This is a genomic window from Streptomyces sp. NPDC088261, from assembly GCF_044740805.1.
Classification (GTDB): domain Bacteria; phylum Actinomycetota; class Actinomycetes; order Streptomycetales; family Streptomycetaceae; genus Streptomyces.
The window spans coordinates 1-13,311 of the sequence record NZ_JBIURL010000022.1; the positions used below are offsets into that span (position 1 = coordinate 1).

The 13,311-nt window shown below is 73.0% G+C and carries 13 protein-coding genes and 1 pseudogene; 8 read left to right on the forward strand and 6 right to left on the reverse strand.

The genetic code is table 11. The features are described 5' to 3' along the window. Window positions 1–126: 126 nt before the first annotated feature. The 4 genes and pseudogenes from ACIODU_RS30155 to ACIODU_RS30170 form a co-directional block, all read right to left on the reverse strand. On the reverse strand, window positions 127–840 hold the full coding sequence (locus tag ACIODU_RS30155; protein WP_401771592.1) for a VOC family protein: 714 nt from the start codon (window positions 838–840) through the stop codon (window positions 127–129). A 150-nt stretch (window positions 841–990) separates the two neighbouring features. After that, a complete protein-coding gene (locus ACIODU_RS30160; RefSeq protein ID WP_401771593.1) occupies window positions 991–2,013 on the reverse strand; it encodes a hypothetical protein in 1,023 nt (340 codons plus the stop codon). A gap of 182 nt (window positions 2,014–2,195) precedes the next feature. After that, window positions 2,196–2,819: pseudogene (locus ACIODU_RS30165) on the reverse strand (serine/threonine-protein kinase); the annotation flags it as partial. A 54-nt stretch (window positions 2,820–2,873) separates the two neighbouring features. After that, window positions 2,874–3,620, reverse strand: a complete 747-nt coding sequence (locus ACIODU_RS30170; protein WP_356431586.1) for a sulfite exporter TauE/SafE family protein — start codon at window positions 3,618–3,620, stop codon at window positions 2,874–2,876. 113 nt (window positions 3,621–3,733) lie between these two features. Between ACIODU_RS30170 and ACIODU_RS30175 the strand changes: the two genes are divergently transcribed. The 5 genes from ACIODU_RS30175 (at window position 3,734) to ACIODU_RS30195 (ending at window position 8,867) form a co-directional block, all read left to right on the forward strand. After that, complete coding sequence (locus ACIODU_RS30175; RefSeq protein ID WP_401771595.1) at window positions 3,734–4,573, forward strand: helix-turn-helix domain-containing protein; 840 nt, start codon at window positions 3,734–3,736, stop codon at window positions 4,571–4,573. Window positions 4,574–4,661: 88 nt separating this feature from the next. After that, on the forward strand, window positions 4,662–5,228 hold the full coding sequence (locus ACIODU_RS30180; RefSeq protein WP_401771596.1) for an NUDIX hydrolase: 567 nt from the start codon (window positions 4,662–4,664) through the stop codon (window positions 5,226–5,228). Between the two features lie 112 nt (window positions 5,229–5,340). Then, entirely contained in the window at window positions 5,341–6,657 is a 1,317-nt protein-coding gene (locus ACIODU_RS30185; protein ID WP_401771599.1) for an FAD-binding protein, read from the forward strand. Window positions 6,658–6,742: 85 nt separating this feature from the next. Further along, the gene (locus tag ACIODU_RS30190; protein ID WP_401771601.1) at window positions 6,743–7,786 is read left to right on the forward strand and encodes a serine hydrolase; all 1,044 of its coding nucleotides are present in this window, start codon (window positions 6,743–6,745) and stop codon (window positions 7,784–7,786) included. A gap of 67 nt (window positions 7,787–7,853) precedes the next feature. After that, on the forward strand, window positions 7,854–8,867 hold the full coding sequence (locus ACIODU_RS30195) for an alcohol dehydrogenase catalytic domain-containing protein (protein ID WP_401771603.1): 1,014 nt from the start codon (window positions 7,854–7,856) through the stop codon (window positions 8,865–8,867). A gap of 35 nt (window positions 8,868–8,902) precedes the next feature. Here ACIODU_RS30195 and ACIODU_RS30200 read toward each other — a convergent pair whose 3' ends face one another. Beyond that, the gene (locus ACIODU_RS30200; protein WP_401771606.1) at window positions 8,903–9,745 is read right to left on the reverse strand and encodes a class I SAM-dependent methyltransferase; all 843 of its coding nucleotides are present in this window, start codon (window positions 9,743–9,745) and stop codon (window positions 8,903–8,905) included. A gap of 85 nt (window positions 9,746–9,830) precedes the next feature. Continuing rightward, entirely contained in the window at window positions 9,831–10,586 is a 756-nt protein-coding gene (locus ACIODU_RS30205) for a class I SAM-dependent methyltransferase (RefSeq protein ID WP_401771609.1), read from the reverse strand. A gap of 143 nt (window positions 10,587–10,729) precedes the next feature. Between ACIODU_RS30205 and ACIODU_RS30210 the strand changes: the two genes are divergently transcribed. Genes ACIODU_RS30210 through ACIODU_RS30220 form a run of 3 tightly spaced genes read left to right on the forward strand, consistent with a single transcriptional unit; the run spans window position 10,730 to window position 13,298 of the window. Continuing rightward, window positions 10,730–11,614 (forward strand): ABC transporter substrate-binding protein, encoded by an 885-nt coding sequence (locus ACIODU_RS30210; protein ID WP_401771612.1) that lies wholly within the window; start codon window positions 10,730–10,732, stop codon window positions 11,612–11,614. After that, window positions 11,611–12,519: an amino acid ABC transporter permease gene (locus ACIODU_RS30215; protein WP_401771615.1), complete on the forward strand. Its 909-nt coding sequence runs from the start codon at window positions 11,611–11,613 to the stop codon at window positions 12,517–12,519. Before ACIODU_RS30210 ends, ACIODU_RS30215 begins: the two co-directional genes overlap by 4 nt. Next, window positions 12,516–13,298 carry an amino acid ABC transporter ATP-binding protein gene (locus ACIODU_RS30220; RefSeq protein WP_401771618.1) on the forward strand — a complete coding sequence of 261 codons (783 nt, stop codon included), beginning with the start codon at window positions 12,516–12,518 and terminating at the stop codon, window positions 13,296–13,298. Before ACIODU_RS30215 ends, ACIODU_RS30220 begins: the two co-directional genes overlap by 4 nt. Window positions 13,299–13,311 lie beyond the last annotated feature (13 nt).

Sequence of the window (13,311 nt, forward strand, 5' to 3'; positions counted from 1 at the left end):
TCACCACGACAAACCCAGCCCGTCCGGCGATTGAGGACATCAGTAACCCGCGCCCACCGCCGACAGGCAGACGCCCGTCCGGCGATTGAGGACAATCAGTAAGCGCAACGGACACCGTGGCAGACGCTACCGCGACGTCACCGTGAAGAGCGCTCCATCGGGATCGCGCAGCGTCGCCTCGTGGGGGACCTCCGTCGCCTCCGGGGGCGAGACCAGCGCGCCCCCGTCCCGGACCGCCGCCTCCACCGAGCGGGAAACCTCCGGCACCCGGAAGTACACATGCCACCGCGGCCGCACCGGCACCGCGCCCCCGCGAATCCGCGCCACCACGTGCTCGTCCTGCCGCAGCACCGCGTGGTCGTCCTCGTGGACGAGGGTGAAGCCGTCCTCGGTCTCCGGCGCCCAGCCGAGGACCTGCCCGTAGAATCTCGCCGCGTCGACCGTGTCGCGCGTCCGCAGTTCCAGCCAGGCCGGCGCGCTCCCGCGCCCCACCGTCCAGTCCGAGCGCACCGCGCCCTCCCAGATGCCGAAGGCGGCCCCGTCGGGGTCCATGGCGAGCGCCGCGCGCCCCGTGTGGAAGGCCAGCGGACCCACCGCGACGGTCGCGCCGCGTTCGCGGATGCGGGCCGCCGCCTCGTCCACGTTCGCGACGGCGAAGTACGGGGTCCAGGAGACCTCGACCTGGAGCGACGAGGCGAGCGCGCCGATGCCCGCGACGGCCATCCCGTCGGAGAGCGCGACGCAGAAGTCGTCGCCGAGCCCCGCGGGGCGGTAGGTCCAGCCGAGGACGTTCCCGTAGAAGGCCTGTGACGCGGAGAGTTCACGAGAGAGGAGCGTCACCCAGCAGGGAGCTCCCGCCACAGCTTGCGAGTTGACCTTGTCGCGCTCCACACCGCTCACACCACTCACTCCGCCCACGTCCGACTCCTCGTATGAGCCCTACTCTGCCAGGCCGGTCCCTGAGCGTCGGCAGCCGGTCGCGATCGCACATCAACGCGGGTACGTTTTGAGCACCTTGCCCTTCCGGTCGGCGGCCAGATACGCGCCCCCGTAGTCGTCCGACACGTAGACGAGGAGCACGGGCTGGTTGCCGGCGAACACCCACGCCGGTTCGACGATCAGGTAGTGACTGGTCGGCCTGCGCACGCCGAGGTCGTTGTCCGCCTTGCGGAGCAGCTCGGGGAGCTTGTCCCAGTCGAACGACGTGAGGTCGACGCTGCCCTCCCCGGAGACGAGTTCCCGGCCGGGGCCCAGGCGCACGGCCGCGCCGTCGCGGTACTCGTACCGGTCGAACAGCTTCTCCTCGCCCTCGACCAGCGCCTCGGCGGAGGCGAACTCCTCGTGCACCGTGAAGCTGGTGGCCTCCGTGCCGCCCATGACGGGGTCCAGCGCGGCGATGACCTTCTTGACGGCGGCGGGTGTCAACAGGTTCTCGGAGGCAGCGGGCTTGGGGGTGGGGGAGAGGGACCCCGAAGGCGACCGGTCCGGCGCCGAGGCGGAGCCGGAGGCGGAGGCCGAAGCGTGGTCGGCGCCCGGGGTGCCTTCGCGGTCCGTGGACCCGGAGTCGCCCGACAGCGGCGACACGTACCAGGTGAACGCTCCGGCCACGGCGATCGCGGCGACCGTCGCGGCGATGGAGAGCCCGCGGGCCCGACGGACCCGCTCAGGAGTGTTCGTGGAGACGAGCGGCGGAGGCGCGTACGGAGGCGTCGGAAAAGGCGACGGGGACGGCGGCGTCCCCGCGGGGCGCAGCCGCGTCGTCGGCGTACCGGGCACGGCGTCCGCCGGCTCCGGCCACCGCGCGCCGCGCTCCACCGCCGCCAGCATCCCGTCGAGCGCCGCCGCGTCGGGCCGCGCGGCCGTGTTCCGGTCCAGCAGCGCGACCAGTACGGGCGCCAGCGGCCCGGCCCGGCCGGGTGGCGGGATCTCCTCGCCGAGCACGGCCGCCAGCGTGGCCAGCGCGGACGTCCTGCGCAGCGGATGGCGTCCCTCGACGGCGACGTACATCAGCATGCCCAGGGCGTGTCCGCGAAGTGGGGTCGTCCGCCCGGAGGGCGGGGTTCGCGGTGTCTGGTGCGTGCGCTCGCAAGGCGGAGGACCCGCCCCGTACTGGACGTACGGGGTGGGTCCGACAACGCCGCGAGCGCGCGTGCCAGGCGCCGCGAGCCAGACCCCACTTCGCGGACACGCCCTGGGGACCACAGGTCGGACGCGGGGTTGCCCTCGTCGCCCCGGATGCGCTCGGGGGCGATGTAGTCGGGGGAGCCGACGAGTTCCCCCGTGGCCGTGAGGTTCGAGGACTCGCGCAGCGCGGCGATCCCGAAGTCGGTGAGCACGGGGCGGCCGTCGGCGCGCAGCAGCACGTTGGCGGGTTTCACGTCGCGGTGGTGGATGCCGACCGCGTGCGCGGCGCGCAGCGCCGACAGCACACCACGGCCGATCGTGGCGGCCTCGACGGGGGTCAACGGCCCCTGTTCCAGGCGTTCCTGCAGCGAGCGGCCGGGCACCAGCTCCATGACGATCCAGGGGTGGACGACCTCCGCCGCGTCCACGATGTGATAGATCCTCACCACCCCGGGGTGGTCGATCGCGGCGAGGGCCCGCGCCTCCCGCAGGACCCGCTCGCGCAGCACCCGCGCGGCGGTCGGGTCCGCCGCCAGCAGGGCGGGGTCGGGCGGCCGCACCTCCTTGAGCGCCACCTCACGGTGGAGGGCCAGGTCGCGGGCGCGCCACACGAGGCCCATACCGCCGCCGCCCAGCCGGTCGAGCAGTTCGAACCGGCCGTCGATGACACGTCCTTCGGATCCCCCTGCATTCATGGCGCTCAGGGTACGAGGCACCGGCGGGCACGTGCGCACCGTCCCCGGAGCGGGTCACCGCAGCAGCAGTTGCAGACCGCCGAGCACGGTCGCCCCGATCACGAGCCGTTCGAAGAGCCGCTGGTCGATACGGTTCACACAGACCTTGCCGAGGTACGCGCCCGGCAGGACGAACAGCACCAGGACGGCGTCGAGCAGCAGGGAGTGGAGGTCGATCAGGCCCAGCCCCACGCTGAACGGGACCTTGGTCGTGTTGACGATCAGGAAGAACCACGCCGAGGTGCCGAGGAAGCCCAGCTTCTGGAAGCCCGCCGAGAGGAGATACATCGACATCACCGGGCCGCCCGCGTTGGCGACCATCGTGGTGAAGCCGCCGAGCACCCCGTACGAACCGGCCTTGACGCGCCCGCCGGACGACGCCTGGGCCTCGGTCCCGTCCCCGCCGCGCCGCCGCCAGACCGTGACGCCGGCCATCAGCAGCAGGATGGCGCCGATGGACGTACGGACGGCGTCGTTCCCGGCCAGGAGCAGGAACACCGTGCCCAGCAGGACGCCCGCCGCGACCGCCGGGAACAGCCGCCACAGTGTGGGCCAGTGCGCGTGCCGCCGGTAGGTCAGGACCGCCAGAATGTCCCCGGCGATCAGAATGGGCAGCAGGACGCCCGTCGACTCACGCGCCGGCAGGACGGTCGCGAACACCGCCAGGCTGACGGTGTTGGCCCCGCTCACGGCCGTCTTCGAGAAGCCGACCAGCGTCGCCGCCGCCGCCAGTGCCGCGAATCCCCACCACGATATGTCCATGCCAGGAAGTGATGGTATGCCTTCCTGCCCGCGCGGCCTCCGCCGGGCACCTCATCCCGTGCTGTCAGGACCGTCCCTGGCCGAGTGGGGCCAATCAGCTGATACTGGGACACATGGACAGAGCTCAACTGGCTGATTTCCTGCGGGCCCGCCGAGAAGCGCTCCGGCCCGCGGACGTCGGGATCGGGCCGGGCGTCGGCAGGCGGACGGCCGGGCTGCGGCCCGAGGAGGTCGCCGCGCTGGCCACGATGTCCGCCGATCTCTACGCCGGACTCGAACAGCAGCGCGCGCCCCAGCCCTCCCCGGTCCTGCTGTTGTCGCTGGCCCGGGCGCTGCGGCTGACCCCGGACGAACGGGACCACCTCTTCCGGCTGGCCGGCCAGCGCATTCCCGAACGTCACGCGGCGAGCGAGCACGTCAGCCCCACACTGCTGCGGATGCTGGACCGGCTCTACGACACCCCGGCGCAGGTCATGACCGATCTGGGCGAGACCCTCGCGCAGAACCGCCTCGCGAGGGCGCTGTTCGGCGACTTCGAGCACCGTACGGGCGCGGCACGCAGCGACGTCTACCGGTGGTTCACCGAACCGGCCGCCCGGTCCGCGTACCCGCCGGACGAACAGCGCGCGGAGAGCCGCGTGCTGGCCGCCGACCTGCGTGCGGCGCTCGTACGGCGCGGCCAGGACCCGAGATCCCGGGCCCTGGTGGCGCGGCTGCGGGCCGAGAGCGACGAGTTCGCGGGGATCTGGGCCGATCACGAGGTCGGGGTGCCCGGGGGGCGCCGCAAGCGGATCAGCCACCCCGAGGTGGGGGTGGTCGAACTGGACTGCCAGGCGCTCATCGAGGAGAGCAGGTCGCAGGTGCTCGCCGTGTTCACCGCCGCCCCCGGCACCCAGGCGCAGCGGCGCCTGGAGCTGCTGTCCGTGGTCGGCGCGCGTCTCGCCGAGCGCTGAAGAGCCGCACACCGCGCCACACCGGGGGTGCCCGGGGTGCCGGATATTCGGAGGACACCGGCCCGCCCGCGTCCGTACGCTCCCCGGAATGGACGTTGTGGGCACACCGATCATCGAAGCGCTGGACGGCTACCGCGCGCAGGACCCGGCGGAGGCCGCCGACGTACGGCGCGTCCGCGAACTGGCCGGCACCGCGCCGGATCCGTGGCTCCGCTCGAACCCCGTCCACGCGACGGCCTCCGCGCTGGTCGTGCACCCGCCGAGCGGCCGGGTCCTGATGCGCCGGCACCCCGGACTGCGGTCGTGGCTGCTGGTCGGCGGCCACGGCGACCCGGGCGAGAGGCACCCCCTCGCCGTCGTCCTGCGCGAGGGCGCCGAGGAGACCGGGCTCACCGACCTGACGCCGTGGCCGGACGCGTCGCTCGTCCACGTGGCCGTGGTGCCCGTTCCCGCCCGGGGCGGTGAACCGGCCCACGAACACGCCGACCTGCGCTTCGTCCTGGCCACGGCCCGGCCCGACGACGCGCGCCCCGAGAACCCCGACGCGCCCCTACGGTGGCTGACCCCCGCCGAGGCCGTGGAGAACACCGCGCTGGCCAACGTCCGCGACACGATCCGCCGCGTGGAGCGGCTGCTCGCCGCCGCCGGGCGCTGAGAGGGGCGGGGGACCGCCCCGGATCCGGGCGTGCCAGAGTGCTGCGAGACGACGAAGCAGGACGTACGTACGGGTCAGGCCCGTGCGTACGGACGCAGCGAAGGAGAACACCGTGCCCCGCACGCCCGGCCGGTCCGACGTCCCGGGCGGCCAGCCCCTCACCAACTGGGCGGGCAACATCGCCTTCCGCGCGGCGCGGGTGCACCGCCCCACCACGGTGGACGACCTGCGGGAGATCGTCGCGAGCAGCCACCGCGTGCGGGCGCTGGGCAGCGGGCACTCCTTCAACACCCTCGCGGACACCACCGGCGACCTGGTGTCGGTGGCGGACCTGCCGGCGACCGTGGAGGTCGACCCGGACGCCCGGACGGTGACGGTCGGCGCGGGACTGCGCTTCGCCGCGTTCACCGGGGCCGTGCACGCCGCGGGCCTCGCGCTCCACAACCTCGGCTCGCTCCCGCACATCTCCGTCGCCGGGGCCTGCGCCACCGGCACCCACGGCTCGGGAACCGGCAACGGCTCGCTGGCCACGGCCGTACGCGCCATGGACCTCGTCACCGCCGACGGCGGGCTGCGCCACCTCCGCCGGGGCGACGACGGCTTCGAGGGAGCGGTGGTGGCGCTGGGGGCCACCGGCGTCGTCACCCGGATGACCCTCGATCTCGTACCGTCCTACGACGTCAGGCAGTGGGTGTACGACGGGCTGCCGTACGCGCGGCTGCGCGAGCGTTTCGAGGACGTCCTGTCCGCCGCGTACAGCGTCAGTGTGTTCACCCGCTGGCAGCCGGACGAGCAGGCCCAGGTCTGGCTCAAGCAGCGGGCCGGGGACACCGCCGCCGGTTCCGGTCCGATGTACGGCGAGGAGCGGGCGCCGGGGCGCTGGCTGGGCGCGACCCTGGCCGACGGCCCCCGCCACCCCGTGCCGGGCATGGACCCGGTGACCTGCACCCCCCAGTTGGGCGCCCCGGGACCCTGGCACGAGCGGCTTCCGCACTTCCGGCCCGAGTTCACCCCGAGCAACGGCGACGAGCTCCAGAGCGAGTACTTCGTGGCGCGCGGGGACGGCCCCGCCGCCTTCGGCGCCCTGGCACGGATCAGCGACCGGATCGCACCCGTCCTCCAGGTCGGCGAGATCCGGACGATCGCGGCCGACGACCTGTGGCTGAGCCCGGCGTACGGACGCGACTCGGTGGCCTTCCACTTCACCTGGATCCCCGACACCGGGGCCGTCACCCCCGTGCTCGGCGCCATCGAGGAGGCACTGGCTCCGTTCGGTGTGCGGCCGCACTGGGGCAAGCTGTTCACGACTGGTCCCGAGCGGATGACGGAGCTGTACGAGCGCTACGCCGACTTCGAGCGGCTGACCGCGCGGCTGGATCCCGCCGGTGTGTTCCGCAACGAGCTGATCGCGCGCTACTTCCCCCGCTGACGGGTCCCGGCCCGGAATGTGATTTGTCACCGGATTTTTACCTGGGGCATAGCCGGGACCCCGTTTCGGTTCCTAACCTCGCGACATGCCCCGCATCCCCTCCGCGCGGCGCTCCACGTCCTCCGTGCGGCGCCGGCCCGCCCTCACCACCTCGTCCGCGGTGGTCCTGCTCATGACCGGATGCGCGGTGGTGGGCGGGTTCGACGCGTCGGCGCAGAGCCGCCCGGAGTCGGGACCGCGGGCGGGCGCGCTCGGGACGCTGAGCCTGCCCGGCGCGGCACCGGCCCCGGCCTCCGGGGTCGTACCCCTGCTCCCGACCCTGTTCGCCGGCGCCTCGCCGGTCCCGTCCCCGTCCCCGTCGCCCCAGGCGTCCAGGAGTACGACGCGGGCCGTCGTGCCCACGAACCGGGACGCCCTCCTCTCCGCGAAGCTCCGCGACGCGATGGCGGCCACCTCGGCCTCGCTGTCCGTGGCGGTGGTGGACCTGGACGACACGAGCCGGGCGCGGTACGGCGTCCGGGCGGGCCGGACGTACGACACGGCGAGCATCGTCAAGGTCGACATCCTGGCGGCCCTGCTGCTCAAGGCCCAGGACGAGCACCGCGGGCTCACCGCCGCGGAGAAGGCGTACGCGTCCTCGATGATCCGCGTCAGCGACAACGCGGCGACGGACGCGCTGTGGGGGATGATCGGCGGGGCGGGCGGTCTGGACGCGGCCAACCGCCGCCTGGGGCTCACGGGCACCACCGCCGGCGCGGGCGGGCTGTGGGGCCTGACCCAGACCACCGCCCCCGACCAGCTGATACTGCTCTCCGCGGTGTTCGGCGAGAAGTCCCCGCTGACCGCCTCGTCCCGGTCCTACGCGCGGACGCTGATGGGGCGGATAGCCGACGGCCAGGACTGGGGGGTCTCGGCGGCGGGCAGGGCCGTGGGGCTGAAGAACGGCTGGTTGCCGCGCAGCGCGACCGGGCTGTGGGACGTCAACAGCATCGGCGAGGTGACGGTGGGCGGGCATACCTACCTGCTCGCCGTGGTGTCGAAGGGCAGTGTCTCGATGGCGAGCGGGATCTCGCTGGTGGAGCGCGCGGCGAAGGCGGCCGTTTCGGCTCTGGCCACCACCTCTGCGTAAATGCCCCGACCCCGCGACAATGGAGGCATACCGCTCATGTTGTCGTCCGGGATGAGGTGTATCCGGCATGCGTGCAGTCGTCGCGAACGCGGTGAACACACCGCTGTCACGGGTCGAGCGGGACGTCCCCGACATCGGCACCGGGGAAGTCCTCGTCAAGATGACCGCGTGCGGAGTGTGTTTCTCCGATCTCCGACTGATCCAGGGCGACTACCCCTTCGCCCGGTTCCCGGTGATCCCCGGCCACGAGATCACCGGAACGATCGCCGCCGTGGGCGACGGCGTGGCGGGACACCGCGTCGGTGACGCCGTGGGGGCGCAGTTCCTCTACGACTCGGACGGCTCCTGCGACTACTGCGTCGGCGGCGACCCGATCCTCTGCCCCCACAAGCGGATCACCGGCGTCGTCGCCGACGGCGGCTACGCGGAGTACGGCGTGTTCAAGGGCGCGTTCGTCACACCGCTGCCGCCCGGGCTCGACCCCGTCGCGGCGGCCCCGCTGATGTGCGCGGGCCTCACCGCCTTCAACGCGCTGCGCCGGGCGGGCGTGCACGCGGGCTCCCGCGTCGCGGTGGTCGGCGCGGGCGGCATCGGGGCCCTCGCCGTCCGGTACGCGCTCGCCATGGGAGCCCGCGTCGCCGTGGTCGGCCGCTCGCGGCGGGGCGACGACCGGGCCAAGGAGATGGGCGCGGAGCTGTTCGTGGCCGGCGCCGAGACCGATCCGGCGGTGGCGCTCAAGGAGTGGGACGGGGGCGCGGACGTCATCCTGAACGCGGCCCCCTCCACCGCGGCGGGCAACGCCGCCGTGGGCGGCCTCGCTCCCGGCGGCACCCTCGTCTTCTGCGGGTACGACTCCGGGCCGATCACCGTGCCCAGCCAGGCGGTGGTGCTCAACAGGCTGCGCGTGATGGGCGGCCCGTCCGGCTCCCCCCGCGACCTGCGCGACACGCTCGCCTTCTCGGCCCAGCACGGGATCCTCCCCGAGATCACCCCGATCGACCTGGACGACGCACCCGCCGCCGTGGACGGGCTGGCCACCGGATCCCGTACGCACGGCAGGTCGGTCATCGCGTTCGACTGAGGCCCGCGTACCGCGCGGTCAAGGAGGCCGGCCGGTCAGCGCGGTGCGAACCGCGTCAGCACGGTCATGGTCGGCCGCAGGTTCCGTACGCCCGGTACCCGCCGCGCGAGAGGCGCCACCGTGCCGAAGAACACGCCGTGACCCCGGGGGACCGGCACCTCCCGCACCTCGCTGATGCCCGGATGCGCGGTGAAGACCTTCCGCAGCTCGCCCGCGTTCATGCCCCACGGCATCGGCGGGGTAGTGTAGCCCTGCACGGTGGTCATCCCGCCGTGCGCCGTGCGCGCGCTGAACCAGCGCGGGACCGCGTCGAAGACGAGGGCGCCGCCGGGGAAGCGCTCGGCGCAGCGGGCGATCAGGTCCCGCACCTCGGCCGGGCGCAGGTACATCAGCAGCCCCTGCGCGGTGACGAGGACACCCCGGGAGGTGTCGACCTCGTCCATCCACGCGGGATCGAGGGCGGAACAGGCGAGCGTACGGCGCCGCTCCCCGTCGGGCAGCAGGTCCCGCCGGACGGCCACCGTCTCCGGCAGGTCGACGGACAGCCAGTTCACGCGCCCGTTGTCCACCCGCCAGAACTGGGTCTCCAGCCCTTCGCCCAGCGCGACGACCGTGCCGTCGGGGTGCTCGGCGAGGAAGTCCCGTACCACCGCGTCGAAGGTCAGCACCCGCAGCGCCTGGCCCTGCGCGAGGAACGGGCTCGGCGGCCCGAACGTCTCCTCGAACGGGTAGTCGATGGAGTCCACGAGCGTGACCGCGTGCGGGTCCTCGAACGCGGCGAGCGGCTGCCGGGCCGCGAACGAGCGGTGGTAGAGGTTCCACAGCAGCGTCTCCGGGACGGCGGAGAGCGCGACCGTTCGTGGTGTCCCGTGGTCCATGGCGCTGGTCCTCCCGTGTTCGCCTGCCGTATGCCTCTCCCATTCAACCGTGCCCACCCCCGGTGACCCACGAACGGGCAGGGGCTCAGTGCTCTCGCGAATGCGCCGATCCGCCCCGGCGCGCGACCATCAGCGCGCCCCGCGGCGTCCCGTCGGGCCGCTCGCCCAGGGACGGGAGGGGAAGCAGCTCGGTCGTGAAGCCGGCCCGGGTCAGATCGGCCAGGACGTCCGGCAGGGGGAAGGTGCGGTAGTACATGACGAAGGTGGGACGGCGTACGAGGTTGCGCAGCCGCATCACGCCGTCGAAGCCCCACAGCGTCCAGTACAGCCGCGAGCCGACCGGCGGGGGCGCCGGCACGGGGAAGACGAACAGGCCGCCGGGTCGCAGCGCCGCGTGGGCCTGGGCGAAGAGGCCGGGGCGCTCGGCGGGCAGGAAGTGCCCGAACGCGCCGAAGCTCACGGCCAGGTCGAAGGCCGAGGCGAAGGGGAGGGCGCGGGCGTCGGCCCGTACCCAGTCGACGGCGGGGCCCGGGCGCGGATCGTCGGCGAACCGGGCCGCGGCCTCGGCGAGCATGCCCGCGCTGAAGTCGACCCCGGTCACCCGCTCCTCGCACACCTGCCGCAGCACCCCCACCCCCGCGCCGGTGCCGCAGCAGAGGTCGACGCCCGTACGGAACGGACCGAGCGGCCGTACCGCCCGGGTCACCGCGTCCAGCACCCGCTCCGGTGTACGGAACGGGGTGTGGTCGAACTTGGGCGCGAGCAGGTCGTAGCCGTGCTCGATGGACGAGAGCGCCTGGACGGCGAGTTCGCGAAGGGTCGGGCCCTGAGGGGTGAACATCACCCAGGAGCGTAGTCGCGCACGCGGCGGTTCCGGTGCCGGGGGCGGGTCCGGGCGCGGAGAAAACACACATCGGTGGAATTTCATACGATCGCAATCAAGTGATCTCGACAGCGCGGCCCGTGGAGTGCAATTCTCCCGCCATGCACCTCAGAGCCCGAATCGGCTTTCCCGCCCTCTTTGTCGCCGCCGCCGCCGTCACCGTCGGCGGCTGCGCCCCGCAGGACGACTCGACGTCCGACGACGCGGCGTCCCCCGGAACGTCGGCCGCCGCGCCGGCCTGCGACAAGGGGAAGCTGGCCACGCACACGGCGGGCAAGCTGACGATCGGGACCGACAAGCCCGCGTACGCGCCCTGGTTCCAGGACGACCCGGCCAACGGCAAGGGATTCGAGTCCGCCGTCGCGTACTCCGTCGCCGAGGCCCTCGGGTACGGCAAGGACCAGGTCGTCTGGCAGACGGTGCCCTTCAACAACTCCTTCTCGCCGGGCGCCAAGGACTTCGACTTCGACATCAACCAGGTCTCCATCAGCGACGAACGCAAGCAGGCCGTCGACTTCTCGTCCGGCTACTACGACGTGCGCCAGGCCGTCATCGCGCTGAAGAGCTCCCCGTACGCGAAGGCGAAGACGATCGCGGACCTCAAGGGCGCCAAACTGGGCGCCCAGGTCGGCACCACCAGCCTCGACACGATCAACGACGTCATCAAGCCCGGCCAGAAGCCCGCCGTCTACCAGAAGAACGACTTCGCCAAGTCGGCGCTCCGCAACAAGCAGGTCGACGCGATCGTCGTGGACCTGCCCACGGCCTTCTACATCACCGGCGCCGAGGTGACCGACGCCAAGGTCGTCGGCCAGTTCCCCAACGCGGGCGGCGCCACCGAGCAGTTCGGGCTCGTCCTCGACAAGGGCAGCAAGCTCACCTCCTGCGTCACCCGGGCCGTCGACGGGCTGCGCGGGAACGGCACGCTCGCCGACCTGGAGAAGCAGTGGCTGTCCGACGCGGTGGACGCCCCGGTGCTCAAGTGACCACTGGCACCATCCGCAAGGAGAACGGCGAGGACGCCGGGGGAAGCGCCGGTCCCGACACCTACACCCCCTCGGCGCGGCGGCTGGAGCGCGAGCGCTTCAAACGGGTCAGGGCCCGCCGCGCCACCGCGATCGCCGCCCTCTCCACCCTGGTGACCGGCGGCGTCCTGTTCGTCGTCATCACCGGTTCGCCCGGCTGGCAGCGCACCCGCGAGACGTTCTTCAGCGCCAAGTACGCCCGCATGGCCCTGCCGGACGTCCTCGACGGCCTGCTCCTCAACCTGCGGCTGCTGGCGATCTGCGGCGTCTGCGTCCTCCTGCTCGGCCTGCTCCTCGCCGTCGCCCGTACGCTGCGCGGCCCGGTCTTCTTCCCGATCCGCGCGCTGGCCACCGCCTACACCGACTTCTTCCGCGGACTGCCCCTGATCATCTGCCTGCTGATGGTCGTCTTCGGCGTCCCGGCCCTCCGGCTCCAGGGCGTCACCAACGACCCGGTGGTCCTCGGCGGAACCGCCCTCGTCCTCACCTACTCCGCGTACGTGGCCGAGGTCTTCCGCGCGGGCATCGAGTCCGTCCACCCCTCGCAGCGCGCCGCCGCCCGCTCCCTGGGCCTGTCCGGCGCGCAGACGCTGCGGTACGTGGTGCTCCCGCAGGCGGTACGGCGCGTGGTGCCGCCGCTCCTCAACGACCTGGTCTCGCTCCAGAAGGACACGGGCCTCGTGTCGATCGCCGGCGCGGTCGACGCCGTCTACGCGGCGCAGATCATCGCCGGAAAGTACTTCAACTACACGCCGTACGTCGTCGCGGGCCTCGTCTTCGTCGCGCTGACGATCCCGATGACCCGCTTCACCGACTGGGTCACCGCCCGGATGGACCGGCGGCGCGCGCAGGGAGGGACCGTATGACGGCCGACCGGAACGACCGGAACGGGGCGGCCACCCCCGTGCTGCGGCTGGAGTCCGTACGCAAGACCTTCGGCCGGGACCGCGTCATCCTGCGGGACGTCAGCCTCGACGTCCCGCAGCACACCGTGACGGCGCTGATCGGCGCCTCGGGGTCCGGCAAGTCGACACTCCTGCGGTGCGCCAACCTGCTGGAGGAGATCGACGACGGGGCGATCTTCCTCGACGGCGAGGAGATCACCGACCCCCGGGCCGACCCGGACGCGGTGCGCCGCCGTATCGGCGTCGTCTTCCAGGCGTACAACCTGTTCCCGCACATGACGGTCCTCCAGAACGTCACCCTCGCCCCCCGCCGGGTCCTCGGCGTGGAGCGCGCCGAGGCGGAGGCGGCCGCGCGCGAACTGCTCGCCCGGCTGGGCCTCGCCGACAAGGCGGGGGAGTACCCGGACCGCCTCAGCGGCGGCCAGCAGCAGCGCGCGGCGATCGTCAGGGCGCTGGCGGTACGGCCCCGGCTGCTGCTCCTGGACGAGATCACGGCGGCGCTCGACCCCGAACTGGTCGGCGAGGTGCTGTCGGTCGTACGGGACCTCAAGGGCGAGGGCATGACGATGGTGCTGGCCACCCACGAGATGGGCTTCGCCCGGGAGGTCGCGGACCAGGTGTGCTTCCTGGACGACGGCGTGGTGCTGGAACGCGGCACCCCGGCCGAGGTCTTCGGCGCACCGCGCGAGCAGCGCACCCAGCAGTTCCTGCGCAGGATCGTGGAGGCGGGCCGGCTCTGAGAGAGCGGTCCGC

Excerpts from the sequence above, each read along its gene's own strand:
- ACIODU_RS30195 (WP_401771603.1), top strand. The coding sequence starts at position 7,854 with ATGCGTGCAGTCGTCGCGAACGCGGTGAACACACCGCTGTCACGGGTC.
- ACIODU_RS30175 (WP_401771595.1), top strand. The coding sequence starts at position 3,734 with ATGGACAGAGCTCAACTGGCTGATTTCCTGCGGGCCCGCCGAGAAGCG.
- ACIODU_RS30170 (WP_356431586.1), bottom strand. The coding sequence starts at position 3,620 with ATGGACATATCGTGGTGGGGATTCGCGGCACTGGCGGCGGCGGCGACG.
- ACIODU_RS30180 (WP_401771596.1), top strand. The coding sequence starts at position 4,662 with ATGGACGTTGTGGGCACACCGATCATCGAAGCGCTGGACGGCTACCGC.
- ACIODU_RS30160 (WP_401771593.1), bottom strand. The coding sequence starts at position 2,013 with ATGCTGATGTACGTCGCCGTCGAGGGACGCCATCCGCTGCGCAGGACG.
- ACIODU_RS30190 (WP_401771601.1), top strand. The coding sequence starts at position 6,743 with ATGCCCCGCATCCCCTCCGCGCGGCGCTCCACGTCCTCCGTGCGGCGC.
- ACIODU_RS30205 (WP_401771609.1), bottom strand. The coding sequence starts at position 10,586 with ATGTTCACCCCTCAGGGCCCGACCCTTCGCGAACTCGCCGTCCAGGCG.
- ACIODU_RS30220 (WP_401771618.1), top strand. The coding sequence starts at position 12,516 with ATGACGGCCGACCGGAACGACCGGAACGGGGCGGCCACCCCCGTGCTG.
- ACIODU_RS30200 (WP_401771606.1), bottom strand. The coding sequence starts at position 9,745 with ATGGACCACGGGACACCACGAACGGTCGCGCTCTCCGCCGTCCCGGAG.
- ACIODU_RS30210 (WP_401771612.1), top strand. The coding sequence starts at position 10,730 with ATGCACCTCAGAGCCCGAATCGGCTTTCCCGCCCTCTTTGTCGCCGCC.